This is a genomic window from Microbacterium cremeum (assembly GCF_015277855.1).
GTDB lineage: Bacteria > Actinomycetota > Actinomycetes > Actinomycetales > Microbacteriaceae > Microbacterium > Microbacterium cremeum.
The window spans coordinates 757268-775882 of record NZ_CP063812.1 but is presented as its reverse complement, the minus strand read 5'-3'; the positions used below and the strand labels follow the sequence as shown (position 1 = coordinate 775882).

Genomic DNA, 18615 nt, shown 5'->3' with positions numbered 1-18615 from the left:
CGTACAAGGGGCCGGCGCCTACCCTGGATCGGTGACCTCGAAGCTTCGCTCTCTCGCCGCCGCCGCGGCATCCGTCGTCCTGCTGCTCTCGATCGCCGCGTGCGCCTCCCCCGCGCCCACGCCGAGCCCGACGGCGACAGGCGAGTCGAGCCTGTCGGTCACGACCGACGCCGCGTGCACGGGCGACTCGGGCGTCACGGTCGTCGTCGACGCGTCGGCGTTCGAGGGCGAATCGCAGGAGACGTGCGTCATCGCCGACGAGACCATCGGCGCCGCGGATGCCCTGGCGCTCGCCGGCGTCGAGACCGAGGGCACCGAGGAGTACGGCGACCAGGTCGTGTGTCGCGTCAACGGCGTGCCCGCCGAAGACACCGCGATCCCCGCCGAGGACGGCTCGGACTACTTCGAGACGTGCGCGGCGATGCCCGCCGCGTTCGCGTACTGGTCGCTGTGGGTCAAGCCCGCCGGCGGCGAGTGGGGGTACGCGCAGGAGGGCCTGTCGACCCTGCAGCTCGAGCCGGGCGACGCCGTCGAGCTGCTGTTCACCCTGCACGGCGAGCCCGCCGCGCCGACGACGTGACATGACGTTCCGGCCCGGTCCCCTGCGCGCCGCGGCGGTGCTCGCCGCGGGGTTCGTGGTGGTCCGGGTCGTATACCGCGTCCTCTTCCACGGCGCCGACGGCGACGGAGCGGTGCTGCTGGCGCTGCCCGAGCTGCGCCTGCCGCCGCCGTTCGCGCACGTCGTGATGCTCGGCCCCGTCACGACGGACGGGCTGGCGGATGCCGCCGCGAGCGCCCTGCCGATCGCTCTGGGCATCGTCGCGTTCGGGCTCGTGAACTCGCTCGTCGACGTCGCGCGCCTGCTGGCCCGCGCGTCGCGCCGCGGACCGCTGCGCGGACTCGCCCGCACCCTCGCGATCGCGTGGGCGACGCTCCCGTCACTCGCCGACGGCGCCCGGGCGGTGCGGTTCGCCCAGCGTCTGCGCGGTGAGCGCGGCGGGGTGCGGATGCTGATGCCGCTGCTGCAGCGCACCCTCGAGCGGGCCGGAAACGTCGCCGCCGCCCTCGAACTGCGCGGCTTCGCCGGGCGCGGGCTCGACGGCGACTGCCGCGCGGCAGTCGAGGCGCACGGGGTCGCACTCGGGTACGGCGGCACGACGGATGCCGCGCCCGTCGTCGACGTGCCGTCGCTGACGCTCGAACCGGGCTCGCTCACACTGCTGTCGGGGGCCACGGGCTCGGGGAAATCCACCGTGCTGCGGGCCCTCGCCGGGCTGCACGAGCATGTCGACGGCGGCTGGGCCGTCGGCTCGCTGCGCGTGGTCGGGCACGACCGCGGTGCGGTCCCGCCGCGCGACCTCGCGCAGCGCGTCGGCGTCGTGCTGCAGCATCCGCGCGACGCCTTCGCGACCGATCGCGTGCGCGATGAGATCGGCCTGGCGCTGGAACTGCGGGGGGTCGCACCCGTGATCGTCGGCGCCCGCGTCGCCGAGACGGCGTCGCGCGTGGGCATCGCGGAGCTGCTCGACCGGCCCACCCGCGGGCTCTCCGCCGGCGAGGCGACGCTAGTCGCGATCGCCGCCGCGATCGTCGAGCACCCGATCCTGCTGCTCGTGGACGAGCCGCTGGCCGACCTCGACGCCGACGCCCGCGTCCGGGTGGCGGGACTGCTCGATCGGCTCGCGCACGAGGCCGGCCTGTGCGTCGTGGTCGCCGAGCATCGCGTCGAGCCGATCGCGCCGTACGCGGACCTGCGGCTGCGGGTCGAGGACGGAACCGTGGTCGAGGCCCCGGACGAGGACGGCACCGTGGTCGAGGCCCCGGACGAGGCGGAGGTGCGCGCGGCGCACCGTCTGCGTGCGGCCCCGAGCCGGTCGCCGCAAGGCGAGCCCGCCCTCCGCGCCGCGGCGGTCACGGTACGACACCGGGACGTCGTCGCGGTCGACAACGCGACGCTCGAGCTGTTCGCGGGCGAGATCGCGGTGCTCGCGGGACCGAACGGCGCCGGCAAGTCGAGCCTGCTCGCGGCGCTGGCGCTTCCCTCGCGGGCAGGGCACGTCGATGCCGCGGGGCGCGTGGCTTTGGTTCCGGATGCCTCGGACGACCTGTTCGTGTACGACACCGTCGCCGCGGAGTGCCGACGCGCCGACCGCCGCGCCGCGAAGCCGAGGGAGCTCGCGCGGCGCGCCCACTCGGGTGGCGAGCTGCGCCGGGACGACGAGCGCTTCCCTCACCGTGATCCTCATCTCCACGGACGCCGTCAGCTCGGGGCTGCGGCGGCGGGGGTGACTGCGGCGCGGTTCGCCGGGTTCCTCGGGCTCGACCCCGCCGGCCCCGAGTTCGCGGCGCGCCTGGCGCGGCATCCGCGTGATCTCTCCGTCGGCGAGCGGCGGTGCCTGGCGCTCGCGATCCAGCTCGCGGGCGACCCGGCCGTGCTGCTCGTGGACGAGCCGACCCGAGGTCTCGACCCGGCCGCGCGCGGCTTGGTGTGGCGGGCTCTCCGCGGGCTGGCCGGCACCGGAACCGCCGTGCTCGTCGCCTCGCACGAGCCCGAGGCCGCCGCCCTCGCCGACCGCGCGCTGCGAATGGAGGCGGGGATGCTCCCGGCCGCGGGCACCGCGGCGCCGCGTGCCACAACTCCGCCTGAATCACACGTCATCCCCCGTGTCACCGGCTCCCGCTCGGACCCGCGCCGGGCTCAGGAGGAGTTGTGGACCGCGCCGGACCGGGCGGGCGCCGCCCCGCGGGCGGTCTCGCCCCCGCGCGCGGACTCGCCCCCGCGCGCGGTCTCGCCACCGCGGGCGGTCTCGCCACCGCGGGCGGGGGCGGCGCCACGCGAGCGGGTGGCGGCGGGGCCACCGTGGGACGCGGCAGACGCGGCATCCGTCAGCAGCCGGTCACTTACTCCGCCTGACGCGCGCGCGGCGCGTGGACGCACGGCGGAGAGGGCGCGCACACCCCAGGTCGAGGCGGAGTTATGGCACACCCGCGCGCCGGTCGCCGCCGGCCGGCTGTCGCCGTTCGCGCTGGCGGCGGCCAACCTCGTCGCCCTCGCGGCCTTCTGCTGGCCGCTCGTGGCGTCCGCCGTGCCCGAGCAGGCCCACGCGGCCGTCCCGGTGGTCGCGCTCGCGCTCGCGCCGCTCGCCGCACTGGTGGTCGTCGCGACCCTCGACGACACGGTGCGCAGCGCTCATCTCCTGGCGCTCCTCGGCACGCTCGCCGCGATCGGCGCGGCCGTGCGCATCGCGAGCACCGGGGTGGGCGGCGTGGAGGCGGTCTTCATCCTGCTGATCCTCGCCGGGCGCGCGTTCGGCGCACGGTTCGGGCTGCTGCTCGGGATGGCGACGATCGCCTTGTCGACCCTGATCACCGGGACCTTCGGACCCTGGACCCCTTTCCAGATGTTCGCGTGCGCGTGGGTCGGCGCCGTCGCAGGCCTCCTCCCCCGCCGCATCGGCCCCGCGGCCGAGATCGCGATGCTGTGCGTCTACGGCGTCGCCGCATCGTACGCGTTCGGGCTGCTGATGAACCTCTGGTTCTGGCCGTTCGCGGTCGGGTACGGCACCGGCATCTCGTACGCTCCCGGCGGCCCGATCGGCACGAACCTCACGAGCTTCGTGCTGTACTCGCTCGTGACCTCGACGCTCACGTGGGACACGCTCCGCGCGATCACCTCGGTCGCCGGCATCCTCGTCATCGGCCGTGCCGTGCTCGCCGCGCTGCGCCGCGCGAAGCCGCTCACCCGGCCGCACCGGGCGCTGGCGCCGCAGCGCGCCGCGGCCTTACAGTGACACTCGAGCCGACACGGAAGGGCACCACATGACGACGACGATCGTGGCACCCGCGCCGCTGATCGGGCACTACGTGCCGGAGATCCACGCGCTCGCGAGGCGGGGACTGCTGTGGGCGGTGCTCTACGGTCTGTTCGCCCGAGGAAGCTCGGGCGGATGCCTCGCCCCCGACGCCGCCGCGGACGCGGTCTGCTACACCGCCGTGCTGAACCCGTCGCCGCTGGTGTGGCTCGCGATGGCGGTGGTGTTCGTCGTCTCGCTCGGACGGACGTCGAAGGCGACCGACATCGTCGTGATCCGGCGGATCCTCTCGCGCGCGGCGACGGCGATGTGGGTGATCCCGCTCGCGGTCGCCGGCCTCAGTTTCTGGGCGTTCTTCGCGTCCTCGCCGGAGGCGTGGGTCGGCGGGACGCTGCCGCCGAACGTCACGGTGCGGATCGACGCCGGATGACGGATGCCGCGGCCCGCGGCATCCGTCACCGTATCGGGTGATCTCGCGACAGGTGCGGCACGAGGTCAGACCGAGAAGTACTTCGCTTCGGGGTGGTGGAAGACGAAGGCGTCGGTGGACTGCTCGGGGTGCAGCTGCAGCTCCTCGCTGAGTTCGACGCCCATGCGCTCGGGGCGCAGGAGCTCGACGACCTTGCGGCGGTCCTCCATGTCGGGGCACGCGGGGTAGCCGAGCGAGAAGCGGGCGCCGCGGTACTCAAGCTTGAAGAGACCGGCCGTGTCGGCGGGGTCTTCGCCGGCGAACCCGAGCTCGGAGCGGATGCGCGCGTGCCAGAACTCGGCGAGCGCCTCGGTCAGCTGCATCACGAGCCCGTTGAGCTCGTAGTAGTCGCGGTACCGGTCTTCGGCGAAGAGCTTCGCGGTCACCGAGTCGATGTGCGCGCCGGCGGTCACGAGCTGCACCGGGAGCACGTCGACCTGGCCCGACTCGCGCGAGCGCACGAAGTCTGCGAGGCACAGGTGCCGGTCGCGGCGCTGGCGCGGGAAGTGGAAGCGCAGGCGGTCGGCTCCGGGCGCGTCGCCCGACCCGCCGTCGGGTGCGAGCAGCCCGGCCGCACCGAGCGCGCCGGTCGGGTCGTCGCCGTGGTGCAGCACGACGACGTCGTCGCCCTCCGACACCACGGGGAAGTACCCGTACGCGACCGAGGCGTCGAGCATGCCCTCGGCGAGGATCCGGTCGAGCCAGTACCGCAGCCGCGGGCGCCCTTCGGCCTCGACCAGCTGCTCGTAGCTCAGCCCGTCCTCGCCGCGGCCGGGCTTGAGCCCCCACTGCCCCATGAACGTCGCGCGCTCGTCGAGGAATGCGGCGTAGTCGTGCAGCGCGATGCCGCGCACGATGCGCGTGCCCCAGAACGGCGGCGACGGCACGGGATTGCCGGATGCCACGTCCGAGCGCGCCGGCATGGCTTCGGGTTCGGTGAGCGTGAGCTTCGAGCCCGCGGCATGCCGGCGCTTCTTCAGGGCGGGGAGCCCGACCGAGGCCGGATCGGCGCCGCGTGCGATCGCGACGAGAGGCTCCATGAGCGCGAGGCCCTCGAACGCGTCGCGCGCGTACCGGACCTCGCCGTCGAACAGCGAGGCGAGGTCGTCCTCGACGTAGGCGCGCGTGAGGGCGGCGCCGCCGAGGATCACCGGCCACTTCTTCGCGAGGCCGCGGGACTGCAGCTCCTGGAGGTTCTCCTTCATCACGACCGTCGACTTCACCAGCAGACCCGACATGCCGATGACGTCGGCGTCGTGCTCTTCGGCCGCCGCGATGATGTCGGCGATCGGCTGCTTGATACCGAGGTTGATGACGTCGTAGCCGTTGTTGGTGAGGATGATGTCGACGAGGTTCTTGCCGATGTCGTGCACGTCGCCGCGGACGGTCGCGAGCACGATGCGGCCCTTGCCCGAGGCATCCGACTTCTCCATGTGCGGTTCGAGCAGAGCGACCGCCGTCTTCATGACCTCGGCGGACTGCAGCACGAACGGCAGCTGCATCTCGCCCGCGCCGAACCGCTCGCCCACCACCTTCATGCCCTCGAGCAGGTGGTCGTTGATGATCTGCAGGGGCGTGAGCCCGCCGGCGCGTGCGAGATCGAGGTCGGCCTCGAGTCCCTTGCCCTCGCCGTCGATGATGCGGCGCTCCAGCCGCTCGCCGACGGGGAGCGCGGCGAGCTCGGCCGCGCGCTGGTCGCGCAGCGCCGCGGTGTCGACGCCCGCGAACAGGTCGAGCATGCGCGCCAGCGGGTCGTACGTGATGTTGCCGTCGGCATCGTACTCGCGGCGGTCCCACACCAGGTCGAGGGCGACCTGGCGCTGCTCGTCCGAGATCGAGGCGAGCGGCACGATCTTCGCGGCATCCACGATCGCCGACGTCAGACCCGCCTCGACCGCCTCGTGCAGGAACGCCGAATTCAGCACGCTGCGCGCCGCCGGGTTGAGCCCGAACGACACGTTCGAGACGCCGAGCGTGGTGTTGATGCCGGGGTACTTCGCGCTGATCTGCCGGATCGCCTCGATCGTCTCGATCGCGTCGCGGCGGGTCTCCTCCTGACCGGTCGCGATCGGGAACGTCAGGCAATCGACGATGATGTCCTCGACCCGCAGGCCCCACCTGCCGGTCAGCTCGTCGACGAGCCGCGAGGCGATGCGCACCTTGCCCTCGGTCGTGCGGGCCTGGCCGTGCTCGTCGATCGTCAGGGCGATGACGGCGGTGCCGTGCTCCTTCACGAGCGGCATGATGCGACCGAACCGGGATGCCGGCCCGTCGCCGTCCTCGTAGTTCACCGAGTTCACCACGGGGCGTCCGCCGATGAGCTCGAGGCCGGCGCGGATCACGGCCGGCTCGGTCGAGTCCACGACGAGCGGCAGAGTCGAAGCCGACGCGAGACGCGAGACGACCTCGCGCACGTCGGCCGCGCCGTCGCGTCCGACGTAGTCCACGCACACGTCGAGCAGGTGCGCGCCGACGCGGATCTGGTTGCGCGCGATCTCGACGCAGTCGTCCCACCGCTCCTCGAGCATCGCCTCGCGGAACGCCTTCGAGCCGTTCGCGTTGGTGCGCTCGCCGATCGCGAGGTACGAGGCATCCTGCTGGAAGGGCACGTGCTGGTAGAGCGACGCGACTCCGGGGTCGGCGGTGCGCTCGGTCTCGCTGCGCTCGCTCGACGACCGGGGGCTCCGGGACGGCTGGAGGCGCTCGACGACCGCGGTTAGGTGCTCGGGCGTCGTGCCGCAGCATCCGCCCACCAGGCCCAGCCCGAACTCGCGCACGAACTGCTCGTGCGCCGTCGCGAGCTCGGCGGGCGACAGCGGATAGTGCGCGCCGTCGGCGGTGAGCACCGGCAGTCCGGCGTTCGGCATGCATGCGATCGGCACCGAGGCGTGCTTGGACAGGTGCCGCAGGTGCTCGCTCATCTCGGTCGGGCCGGTCGCGCAGTTGAGCCCGATCGCGTCGACGCCGAGCGGCTCGAGGGCCGTGAGCGCGGCGCCGATCTCGGAGCCCATCAGCATCGTGCCGGTGGTCTCGACCGTGACCTCGACGAAGATCGGCAGACGGATGCCGCGACTCACGATCGCCTGCCGGCAGCCGTTGATCGCCGCCTTGGTCTGCAGCAGGTCCTGCGAGGTCTCGACGAGGAACGCGTCGGCGCCGCCGTCGATGAGCCCCTCGGCCTGCAGCGCGAACGTCTGCTTGAGGTGGTCGTAGGTGGTGTGCCCGAGGCTGGGGAGCTTCGTGCCGGGTCCCATCGACCCCAGGACCCACCGCATGCGGCCGTCGGCGGATTCGGCCGCCTCGACCCGCTCACGCGCGATGCGCGCACCGGCGGAAGCGAGCTCGGCGATGCGGTCGTCGATGCCGTAGTCCCCGAGGTTCGACCAGTTCGCGCCGAAGGTGTTCGTCTCGACGGCGTCGACGCCGACACCGAGGTACGCGTCGTGGATGGCTCCGACGACGTCGGGCCGCGTGACGTTGAGGATCTCGTTGCACCCCTCGAGGCCGGCGAAGTCCTCGGCGATCGAGAGGTCGTGCTGCTGCAGCATCGTGCCCATCGCGCCGTCGGCGACGACGACGCGTCCATGGACCGCGTCCAGCAGCGCCTGAGCACGCTCGGGCCGCGGCACGCCGTCGATGTCGAGGGCGAAACGGGGTGCGGACGGAGCGGCGGTCACCCGCGCGAGTTTAGTCGCGGCATCCGCCCGGCCCGCCGTCCGTGACCGCCCGTGACTCGCCGGGGGCGTCGGGGCCGGGGCCGTCGGGGCCGGGGCCGTCGGGGCGGGGCCGTCGGGGTCGGGGCCGGGGGGGTCGGGGCCGGGGCGTCGCCGGGATCGGGGCCGGCCGAGCGCTTCATGTGGCACGACACGCGGCATCCGCCCGGTCATTCCGCGTGTCGCGCCACCCGAACGCCGGGCACCCCGCACGCCGAACGCTTCACGTGGCACGACACGCGGCATCCGCCCGGTCATTCCGCGTGTCGCGCCACCCGAACGCCCGGCACCCCGCACGCCGAACGCTTCACGTGGCACGACACGCGGCATCCGCCCGGCCATTCCGCGTGTCGCGCCACACGAACCACGACGTCTCGTCGGCGAGCACCACGCCCGGCCGCGGCCCCAGCACGGGCCGAACGCTTCACGTGACACGACACGCGGCATCCGCCCGGTCATTCCGCGTGTCGCGCCACCCGAACGCCAGGCACCCCGCACGCCGAACGCTTCACGTGGCACGACACGCGGCATCCGCCCGGCCATTCCGCGTGTTGCGCCACCCGAATCACGACGTCTCGTCGCGAGCACCACGCCCGGCCGCGGCCCCAGCACGGGCCGAGCGCTTCATGTGGCACGACACGCGGCATCCGCCCGGTCATTCCGCGTGTTGCGCCACCCGAACGCCCGGCACCCCGCACGCCGAACGCTTCACGTGGCACGACACGCGGCATCCGCCCGGACATTCCGCGTGTTGCGCCACCCGAACCACGACGTCTCGTCGGCGAGCACCACGCCCGGCCGCGGCCCCAGCACGGGCCGAACGCTTCACGTGGCACGACACGCGGCATCCGTCCGGCGATTCCGCGTGTTGCGCCACCCGAACACCCGGCACCCCGCACGCCGAACGCTTCACGTGGCACGACACGCGGCATCCGCCCGGTCATTCCGCGTGTCGCGCCACCCGAATCACGACGTCTCGTCGGCGAGCACCACGCCCGGCCGCGGCCCCAGCACGGGCCGAACGCTTCACGTGGCACGACACGCGGCATCCGCCCGGACATTCCGCGTGTTGCGCCACCCGAACCGCCGCGCCACCCGAACCGCCGCGCCACCCGCACCGCCGCGCGACCGCGCCACCCGAACCGCCGCGCCACCCGAACGCGCGCCACCCGAGCACGAGGCGGCGTCGGGGTCGTGGGGGTCAGGCGTTCTTGGCGTCGCGCCAGCGCAGCCACCGGGCGACGAGGTCGTAGTCCCAGTCCGGGCCGTGGAAGGCGAGCGTGAACAGGCGCACGCCGGCGGCGTGGAGCTCGTCGGCGTGGTCCTCGCCGCGCTGGTGCAGCTCGTTCGAGATGACGAGGTCGGACGTGTCGCGCTGCTCGCGCTCCGCCCACCGCTCGATGACGTCGAGCTTGTGCGGCAGCTCCTCGGGTCGCACGAAGCTGTGCCAGATGTCGGCGTGACGCGCGACCAGCCGCAGCGTCTTCTGCTCGCCCTTGCCGCCGATCATGACCGGGATCTCGCGCGTCGGGGTGGGGTTGAGCCTCGCCCACCGCGCCTCGATGCGCTCGAGGCCGGTCGCGAGGTCGTCCAGGCGCGAGCCCGCGGTGCCGAACTCGTAGCCGTACTCCTCGTAGTCCCGCGCGAACCATCCGGCGCCGGTCGCGAAGATGAAGCGGCCCTCGGCGCCGCCCTTCGCCGAGATGTGGTCCACGGTACGGGCCATGTCGGCCTGCAGGTCGGGGTTGCGGTAGCTGTTGCAGTTGACCAGCGCCCCGAACTCGACCCGCTCCGTCTGCTCCGCCCACGCGGCGAGCATCGTCCACGACTCGAAGTGGAGTCCGTCGGGGTCGCCCGACAGCGGGAAGAAGTGGTCCCAGTTGAAGAGGATGTCTACGCCCATGTCTTCCAGGCGGCGGACGGCATCGCGGAACGCGGCGTACGGGGCATGCTGGGGCTGCAGCTGCACGCCCAGGCGAACGGGAGTGTCGAGAAGAGGCATGGGGAAAGCCTATGGGCGGCGGAAGACGGTCGGCTCGGTCCCGCACCGTGACGGACGAGCCGTCACTCTCGGCGGTCCCGCACGGCCTTGAGCGCCGCGTCCACGGTGTCCCACGCCGCCACCCCGACGATCACGAAACCGGCGGCCACCGAGACGATGGCCTCCACCTGGGCACCGTCGCCGCCGAGGATGGTCGGGAAGTACGCCGGGTTGATCAGGCGGCCTTCGAACAGCAGCCACAGCGCAGGCACCATGATGACGAGATTGAGGATGCCGTTGACCACGGCGAGCGCGATGGTCCAGCGCCCGACGGCGTAGACGACCACCGCCAGTGCCGCCTCGAGCGCCATGACCACGAACAGGCCGGTGATCCACCACGGCCAGAGCCCAGGATCGAGGAACGACAGCCCCGGCTCTGACGGGATGAATCCGACGAACTGGTCCCACAGCACGACCCCGACCATGATCGCGAGGAACACGAGCGAGGCCACCATGTCTCCGAAGCCCACGCCGCGCGGACGGGGCTCGGGGAGCATGTCGGGGGTCCATTCCTCCATGAACCCTCGCGCCGTGAGCCGGTTGCGCCCGCCCGGGGTGGCCACGGTCACCGAGGGCATGGCGGGGATCTTCGCGTTCGAGCGCTCCACGATCGCGAAGACGAGCGTGATCCAGAACGTCAGGTGCACGATGATCGCGATGAGCAGCGGCACGACCGCGCCGACGATCTCTCCGAACGACGAGCCGCCCAGCGCCATCGCGAGAGAGACGCCGAACGCGGCGCACACCGGCACGATCCAGAGCAGGAGTTTCAGGAGGCGCCACCACTCGAGGTAGTACCGCGGACCGATGAGCCATAGCGGTCGGTCGGTGTACTGCGCCGCGAGCTTGTCGGGGTCGCCGAGCTCGGTCAGCACCGCGCGTTCCGCGGCATCCTTCTGCTCACCGTCGGCGATGCGGGCGTCGATCTGATCCTCGATCGAGCCGCGGAGCTCCGCGGCGAGGTCGTCGCGTTGTTTCTCGGGAACGGTCCGCATCGCGGCGTCGACATAGCGGTCGGTCAGGGTCGTCTTCACAGTCATGTCAGTTCTCCTCCGGAAGTGCGTCGATCGCCGTGGCGATCGCATGGAAGTCGTCGGTGAGCGTGGTGGCCAGCTGCACGCCGGCGTCGCTGGTTCGGTAGAACTTCCGGGGCCGGGCCTCGTCGGTGTTCCACTCGCTCGTCAGGAACCCCTGCTTCTCGAGGCGCCGCAGCAGCGGGTAGAGGGTGTTCGCGTCGGTGGGGAAGCCGCGCCGCCCCAGCTCTTCGAGCAGCCCGTACCCGTAGCCCGGCTTCTCGAGCAGCCGCAGGCATGCCAGCACGATGGTGCCGCGCCGCAGTTCCTGCAGGTGCGTCTCGAGGATGTCGGTCTCGCTCATGCTTCACACGTTACTGTGCGGCACACACTATCGTCAACTGCACATTGTTCTGAACATGGAGTCTGCCCGGTCGACTCCGGGAAATCGCCCGGGAGCGGCAGGATGGGGACGTGAGCAACGACGCACGCCTGCCCCCGCTCGGCGACATCCTCGAGACCGCGCGCGTGGTCGCGCTGCCGCTCGCGACGCGGTTCCGCGGCGTCGGCGTGCGCGAGGCGGTGCTGTTCGAAGGACCCGAGGGCTGGACCGAGTTCTCGCCCTTCCTCGAATACGACGACGCGGAAGCCTCGGTGTGGCTCGCCGCGGCCGTCGACTGGGGGTGGATGCCGCAGCCCGCCGCCCGCCGTGAGTCCATCGGCGTCAACGCCACGGTGCCGGCGGTGGCCGCGACCGAGGTGTCGGCGGTGCTCGCGCGCTTCGACGGCTGCCGTACGACGAAGGTCAAGGTCGCCGAGGCCGGGCAGCGGCTGGGCGACGACATCGAGCGCGTGCGCGCCGTGCGGGAGGCGATGGGTCCAGAAGGGCGCATCCGCATCGACGCGAACGGCGCCTGGAACGTCGACGAGGCCGAGCGCGCACTGCATGCCCTCGCCGAGTTCGACCTCGAGTACGCCGAGCAGCCGTGCGCGAGCGTCGACGAGCTCGCCGAGCTGCGGCGCCGCGTGAAGTACATGGGCATCCCGATCGCCGCCGACGAGAGCGTGCGCAAGGCGGCCGACCCGCTCGCGGTGGCTCGCGCCGGAGCCGCGGACCTGCTCGTGATCAAGGCGCAGCCGCTCGGCGGCGCGCGGCGCGCGCTCGACATCGTCGCCGAGGCCGGACTGCCCGCGGTGGTCTCGAGCGCGCTCGACACGTCCGTCGGGCTCGCGATGGGCGTCGCCCTCGCCGCCGCGCTCCCCGACCTCGACTACGACTGCGGGCTCGGGACGGCGTCGCTGTTCACCGCCGACGTCGCCGAGCCGTCGCTCCAGCCGCACCGCGGGGCACTGGCAGTGGGTCGAGTGGACCCCGAACCCGCGCTGCTGGACGCGCACGCGGCATCCGTCGACCGGCGCGACTGGTGGCTCGGGCGGGTGGCGCGCTGCTACGGCGAGCTCGAAGCCGCTCGCTGAGCCGGGGCGTTTCGTCTCGCTCGCTGGCGCTCGCTCGCTCAACGACCGAGAGAGGGACGGGGCGTTTCGTCTCGCTCGCTGGCGCTCGCTCGCTCAACGACCGAGAGAGGACCGGGGCCGTACAGCTCGCTCAGCGAGCGAGAGAGGGCCGGGCACACAGCCCGCTCAACGAGCGAGGGGCGCTCAGCCGGCGGGCGGCTCGATGATCAGCTCGGCGACACGGGCGAGCTCGGCGTTGGTGCAGCGGCACATCTCGTCGTAGTCGAGTCCCGCCATCGCGGCGCGCACGGACGAGCTCTCCCACACCGTCAGCATGAGACGCGCGGCCTCGTCGGAGGGCAGCCGGAAACGCAGCACGTTCGCGCGGCCGATGTCGTCGATGATCTGCGCGACGCTGCGGCGCATCTCGTCGTCCTGCGCGAGGTACGCCGCGGCGAGCGTGTCGCTGCGCAGCGCGTGGATGCGGATCTCGCTCATGAGCAGCACGCCGAGGCGGTCGTCGGCCGTGATGTCGAGCACCTGCTGGATGATCTCGAACGCGCTGTCGGCCGCACCCCGGAACACGCCGGCCCGCTCGAGCTCGGCCACGCGAGAGCGCACCGACTCGACCCGCTCACGTGCGACGTTCGCGGCGAGCTCGAGGAACAGCTCGTCCTTGGTCTCGAAGTTCGAGTAGAACGCGCCGCGCGTGAATCCGGCGCGTTCGCAGATCGCCTCGACGGATGCCGCGTCCAGCCCGACCTCGGCGAAGACCTGGGCCGCGGCATCCAGCAGCTTCTGCCGGGTCGCCTCGCGGCGGCGCGTAGTGACGACGGCGTCGGTCATGGGACCACTTCTCCTTTCGGCCAGTCTCACACGAGGTACACAGTTTCGGGGCCGTAACCCGCCTTACGATACACTCATGTATCCGATACAGCGCTGTATCGACAGTTCCGGAACCTCTCACCCGTGAAATCGGAGGCGCTGTGTCGACTCTTCTGTATGCGCTCGGCCGCTGGTCGTACCGCCACCCGTGGCGGGTGCTGGTGACGTGGGTGCTGCTGCTGGGCATCGCCGGCGGCGGCGCGCTGGTGTTCATGCAGGGCACCGACAACTCCTTCTCGATCCCGGGCACCGAGGCGCAGGAGGGCATCCAGCTGCTCGACCGCAGCTTTCCGCAGGCGAGCGGCACGAGCGCCCAGCTGGTCGTGGTCGCCGACGACGGCGATGCGATCGACGTCGACCCGTACGCGTCAGGTATCGCCGACGCGGTCGCCGAGCTCGAAGACCTCGACGGCGTGATCGCGGTGACCGACCCGTTCGACGACATGGTCACCGGCATGGTCGCGGATGACGGGTCCGCAGCCATCGTCCGTCTCCAGTTCGACGGCCAGGCGACCGACGTGCCGGACGACACGAAGGCGGCGCTCGAAGACGTCGCCGACGACCTGCGCGAGTCGCTTCCCGAGGGGTCGCAGGTCGCAATGGGCGGCGACCTGTTCTCGACGTCGGTGCCGGCACTGTCGCTCATCGAGGCGGTGGGCGTGCTGATCGCCCTCTTCGTGCTCATCGTGACGTTCCGCTCGTTCGCGGTCGCATGGTTCCCGCTGGTGTCGGCGCTCATCGGCGTCGGGCTGTCGATCGCCCTCATCTACGTCGCGACCGCGTTCGCGTCGATCTCGTCGACCACGCCGATGCTCGCGATCATGCTCGGCCTCGCGGTCGGCATCGACTACGCCCTCTTCATCGTCGCGCGACATCAGGACCAGGTGCGTGCGGGCGTCGACCCCGAGGAGTCCGCCGCGCGCGCGACCGGCACTGCGGGCTCGGCCGTCGTGTTCGCCGGCGTCACGGTGCTGATCGCGCTCGTCGGGCTCGGGTTCGCCGGCATCCCGTTCCTGACCACCATGGGCGTCGCCGCCGCGGTCGCCGTCGCGATCGCCGTCGTCGTCGCGGTCACCCTGACGCCCGCGCTGCTCGGGTTCGCGAAGGCCCGCGTGGCCGGCTGGGGCCACGGCCGCAAGCGGCGGGGGATGCCTCTCCCCCGCCTCTCCTCGAAGACCCAGGGCGTTTCGTCTCCCTCGCCGCGGTTCCTGAGCAGCGAGGGACGAGCCGTACCGAAGGGCGGTCGCTCAACGACGGATGACTCCCGGTCGTTGAGCGCGCAGAGCGAGACGAAACGCGTCGAACCCGAGGAACCGGCGATCTCGGACGGACACACGGCAGAGCCCACGGCGGGCGACTTCGCCCCCGCAGGACTCACGGGTCGCGCGGGAGCGCCGACGGATGCCGCGGAGACGCGCGAACCGAATCACGCCCCCACAACGCCGCCGACGCAGCCCTTGCACTCGAAGAAGACGAACAAGTGGGTGAACCTCGTCACCTCCCACCCGCTCGTCACCACCATCGCCGTCGTGGTCACCCTCGGGGTCATGGCGATCCCCGCCGCGAGCCTCGCGCTGGCGCTGCCCAACGCCGGCGTGCAGCCCGAGTCGAGCCAGGCGCGTCAGGCGTACGACCTCACCGCCGAGCACTTCGGCCCGGGCGCGAACGGCCCGCTCATCATGACGGGCACGATCGTCACGTCGACGGATCCCCTCGGGCTGATGGCCGACCTCGCCGACGAGATCGAGCAGGTGCCGGGCGTCAAGGAGATCGCGCTCGCGACCCCGAACGAGACGGCCGACACGGGCCTCCTCCAGATCGTGCCCGAGACGGCGCCCGACGACCCCGCCACGGCGGATCTCGTGCGGGAGCTGCGGGCCCTCGCGCCGGAGCTCGAGGACGAGTACGGCGTCGACCTCAAGGTGACGGGGTTCACGGCCGTCGGCATCGACATCTCGGATCGCCTGGGCGCGGCGCTGCTGCCGTTCGGCATCTTCGTCGTCGGCCTGTCGCTCATCCTGCTGATGATCGTGTTCCGCTCGATCTGGGTGCCGATCACGGCGGCGCTGGGCTACCTCCTCTCGGTGGCCGCGTCGTTCGGCGTGGTCGCCGCAGTGTTCGAGTGGGGATGGTTCGCCGAGTTGCTGCACGTGACGCGCACGGGCCCGGTCATCAGCTTCATGCCGATCATCCTCATGGGCGTGCTGTTCGGACTCGCGATGGACTACCAGGTGTTCCTGGTCAGCCGCATGCGCGAGGACTACGTCCACGCGCGCCGCGCGGCCTCGGGGCACCGGACGCGTTCCGCGCGCGACATCGCGCTCGCGGCCGTGCGCTCGGGCTTCACGGCGTCGGCGCGTGTCGTCACGGCCGCCGCCGTCATCATGTTCGCCGTGTTCGCCGCGTTCGTCCCCGAAGGCGACTCGTCGATCAAGCCGATCGCACTCGGGCTCGCCGTCGGCATCGCCGTCGACGCGTTCCTCGTGCGCATGACGCTCGTTCCCGCGGTGATGGCCCTGCTCGGCGACAAGGCGTGGTGGATCCCCCGGTGGCTCGAGCGGGTGCTCCCCCACTTCGACATCGAGGGCGAAGCCGTGGAGCGCGAGCTGTCGCTCCGGGACTGGCCCGAGCCCGCGACGACGGCGGCCGTCGTCGGCGACGGCGTCGCCGTGCGCGCCGAAGGCGGACGGACGGTCGGTGACGTCGCCCTGTTCGAGGAGGCCGCGTTCCGCGTGGAGCCCGGCGGCACGCTCGTGGCGACCGGAGACCCACGTGCGGCGCAGGCGTTCGCGCTGGCGATCGCCGGCCGCGTGCCGATCAGCGACGGCAGGCTGCGTGTCGGCGGGCACCTGCTGCCCGAGCGCGCGGTGTGGGTGCGCGCGCACGTCGGGCTCGCACTCCTCGGCGACGCCGACGACCGCGTGCAGTCGCTGCGCCGGGCGCTCGCCGGCGGCGCGACGGTCGTCGTCGTGGACGGCATCGACGCGCTCGACGCCGCCGAGCGCGATCAGGCCGCCGCCGCGCTGCAGGACGCCGCCGCGAAGCTGCGCAGCCGCTCCGGCGACACGGGCACCGCACTCACCCTCGTCGTGACCGCCCGCACCGAGGGCGCTGCGCTGGCCCTCCTCGCCGACGCGCATCGCTCCGGCATCATGTCGCTGCCGCTGCGCGCCGGCCGCACCCAGACCCCCACCACCGCAGAGGTGACCGCATGACCACGAACCGCTTCGCGCTCGCCATCGAGCGCGCCCGCTCCCGCCGCCCCGTCACGTGGCTGACGATCATCGGCGTGCTGCTGCTGCCCGTCGTCATCGGCGGCGTCCTCGTCGCCGCGCTCTACAACCCGGTCGAACGGCTCGACAGCCTGACCGCCGCCGTCGTGAACGAGGACGACCCGGTCACGATCGACGGGCAGACCGTGCCGCTCGGCCGCCAGCTCACCGCAGGCCTCGTCGAAGGCTCGGACGAGCTCGACAGCAACCTGACCTGGACCATCTCGAATGCGGATGACGCGGCATCCGGTCTCGCCGACGGCACATACGCCGCCGTCGTCACGATCCCCGAGAACTTCTCGGCCGCGGCGACCTCGACGCAGCCGGGCGAAGTGCCCGAGAAGGCCACGATCGAGGTGCAGACGCCGCCGGACAGCCTGATCGTCGACGACGCCATCACGGCGCAGGTCGCGAACGCCGCCGCCTCGGCGATGGGCTCGGAGCTGTCGAGCGTGTACCTCGAGAACGTGCTCCTCGGGTTCACGACCCTCGGCGACGAGCTCGGCACCGCCGCGGACGGCGCGCAGCAGCTCGCCAACGGCGCGCAGCAGGCGGCGGACGGCGCTGCCGAGCTGCCCGCCGGCATCACGCAGCTCGGCGACGGCGTGGCACAGCTGGCGAGCGGAGCGTCGCAGCTCGCGGGTGGCGCAGGGCAGCTCGCAGGAGGTGCCTCGTCTCTGCAATCCGGGCTTGCGACGATCGCGGACAAGACCCGCGAGGCGGCGGGCGGCGCGCAGCAGCTCGCCGACGGCGTGAACGCCGGCGCCGCACAGCTCGAGCAGAACGGCATCGTGGATGACCGCGTCAGCGGGGCGGCATCCGCCTCCGCTCAGGCAGCGGCGGGCGTCCTCGTCCTCGCCGAGCAGTGTGCCGCCAGCGGCGCGGCGCAGTCCTACTGCGACACGCTCCTGACAGCCGCCACGGGAGCGGATGCCGCGGCCTCGGGAACCACTCTCGCGCTCGGTGCGTTCGACACCAAGGCGACCGCCGAGTTCGCGAAGCAGTTCCGCGAGATCGGCGCGAACGTCGCGGCCCTCGGCGGCGGCCTCACCCAGCTCGCCGGTGGCATCGACCAGTCCGCCACCGGCGCAGCCCAGCTCGCGAGCGGTGCGACCGGCATCCAGGAGGGTGCGGCAGGACTCTCCTCCGGCGCGTCGCAGCTCGCGTCCGGCGCGGGACAGGCGGCGGACGGCGCGACGACCCTCGCGGACGGCATCGCCGAGCTCGCGACGGGCAACCAGGAGCTGGCGACCGGGCTGGCCACGGCATCCGACTCCCTCCCCTCGTACACCGACCAGGAGGCGACCGATCTCGCCACCGTGGTCGCCGACCCGGTCGAGGCGACCGGCCTGGGCACGTCGCTGTTCGGCGCATCGGCGGTGCCGCTGCTCGCGGCGCTCGCGCTGTGGTTCGGCGGGCTCGGCACGTTCATCGCACTGCAGGCCGTGTCGCGGCGGGCGCTCACCTCGCGGGCGCCCTCGGCGCTGCTCGCGCTGCGCTCGTACCTCCCCGCCGCGGCGCTCGGCGCCGTGCAGGGCCTGCTCGTCGCCGGCGTGGTGCAGCTGGCCGCGTCGTACTCGTGGGCGGAGTGGTCGGCGTTCGCCGCGGTCAGCGTCGTCGCCGGGATCGCGTTCGCGGCGGTGAACCAGGCGCTCGTCGCGGTGTTCGGGGGCGCAGGACGCTGGATCGCCGCGCTCGTCGGCGTGCTCGCGGTCGCGACGGGCGTCGTGTCGACCGCGCCCGGAGCGCTGAGCGAGGTCGCGGGATTCATGCCGACCGCGCCGGCGTATGACGGCATGGTCGTCGCGCTCACCGCGGGCTCCGGCATCGGCACGGCCTTCGCCGGGCTCGTCATCTGGACGCTCGTCGCCCTCGCGGCCACGATGCTCGCGGTCGCGCGCCGCCGCACGACGTCGGCCCGCGCGCTGCTCGAGGCGGCACCGGCCGCCGCGTAG

General features: G+C 72.6%; 11 protein-coding genes. 6 read left to right on the top strand and 5 right to left on the bottom strand.

Features of this window, described 5'->3' with window-relative positions; genetic code table 11:
• Positions 1-31: 31 nt before the first annotated feature.
• The 3 genes from IM778_RS03230 to IM778_RS03220 are packed head-to-tail and all read left to right on the top strand — an operon-like array spanning position 32 to position 4242.
• Positions 32-580 carry a hypothetical protein gene (locus IM778_RS03230; protein ID WP_194410662.1) on the top strand — a complete coding sequence of 183 codons (549 nt, stop codon included), beginning with the start codon at positions 32-34 and terminating at the stop codon, positions 578-580.
• Between the two features lies 1 nt (position 581).
• A complete protein-coding gene (locus IM778_RS03225; RefSeq protein ID WP_194410661.1) occupies positions 582-3791 on the top strand; it encodes an ATP-binding cassette domain-containing protein in 3210 nt (1069 codons plus the stop codon).
• Between the two features lie 28 nt (positions 3792-3819).
• Positions 3820-4242, top strand: coding sequence for a hypothetical protein (locus tag IM778_RS03220; RefSeq protein ID WP_194410660.1), 423 nt, complete (start codon positions 3820-3822; stop codon positions 4240-4242).
• Positions 4243-4307: 65 nt separating this feature from the next.
• On the opposite strand, the gene metH is transcribed toward IM778_RS03220, so the two are convergent.
• The 4 genes from metH to IM778_RS03200 form a co-directional block, all read right to left on the bottom strand.
• Positions 4308-7958: a methionine synthase gene (gene metH / locus IM778_RS03215; protein WP_194410659.1), complete on the bottom strand. Its 3651-nt coding sequence runs from the start codon at positions 7956-7958 to the stop codon at positions 4308-4310.
• A gap of 1237 nt (positions 7959-9195) precedes the next feature.
• On the bottom strand, positions 9196-9996 hold the full coding sequence (locus IM778_RS03210) for an LLM class F420-dependent oxidoreductase (RefSeq protein ID WP_194410658.1): 801 nt from the start codon (positions 9994-9996) through the stop codon (positions 9196-9198).
• A gap of 62 nt (positions 9997-10058) precedes the next feature.
• On the bottom strand, positions 10059-11075 hold the full coding sequence (locus IM778_RS03205; RefSeq protein WP_194410657.1) for a permease prefix domain 1-containing protein: 1017 nt from the start codon (positions 11073-11075) through the stop codon (positions 10059-10061).
• Position 11076: 1 nt separating this feature from the next.
• Entirely contained in the window at positions 11077-11412 is a 336-nt protein-coding gene (locus IM778_RS03200) for a PadR family transcriptional regulator (RefSeq protein ID WP_194410656.1), read from the bottom strand.
• 110 nt (positions 11413-11522) lie between these two features.
• Between IM778_RS03200 and IM778_RS03195 the strand changes: the two genes are divergently transcribed.
• The gene (locus IM778_RS03195) at positions 11523-12524 is read left to right on the top strand and encodes an o-succinylbenzoate synthase (protein ID WP_194410655.1); all 1002 of its coding nucleotides are present in this window, start codon (positions 11523-11525) and stop codon (positions 12522-12524) included.
• Positions 12525-12707: 183 nt separating this feature from the next.
• Here IM778_RS03195 and IM778_RS03190 read toward each other — a convergent pair whose 3' ends face one another.
• Complete coding sequence (locus tag IM778_RS03190; protein ID WP_194410654.1) at positions 12708-13349, bottom strand: TetR/AcrR family transcriptional regulator; 642 nt, start codon at positions 13347-13349, stop codon at positions 12708-12710.
• Positions 13350-13489: 140 nt separating this feature from the next.
• On the opposite strand from IM778_RS03190, the gene IM778_RS17700 reads away from it, so the two are divergent.
• Together IM778_RS17700 and IM778_RS03175 are read left to right on the top strand one after the other, a co-directional pair.
• Positions 13490-16603 carry an MMPL family transporter gene (locus IM778_RS17700; RefSeq protein WP_228484722.1) on the top strand — a complete coding sequence of 1038 codons (3114 nt, stop codon included), beginning with the start codon at positions 13490-13492 and terminating at the stop codon, positions 16601-16603.
• Positions 16600-18615 (top strand): YhgE/Pip family protein, encoded by a 2016-nt coding sequence (locus IM778_RS03175; protein ID WP_194410653.1) that lies wholly within the window; start codon positions 16600-16602, stop codon positions 18613-18615. The genes IM778_RS17700 and IM778_RS03175 overlap by 4 nt, the downstream gene beginning before the upstream one ends.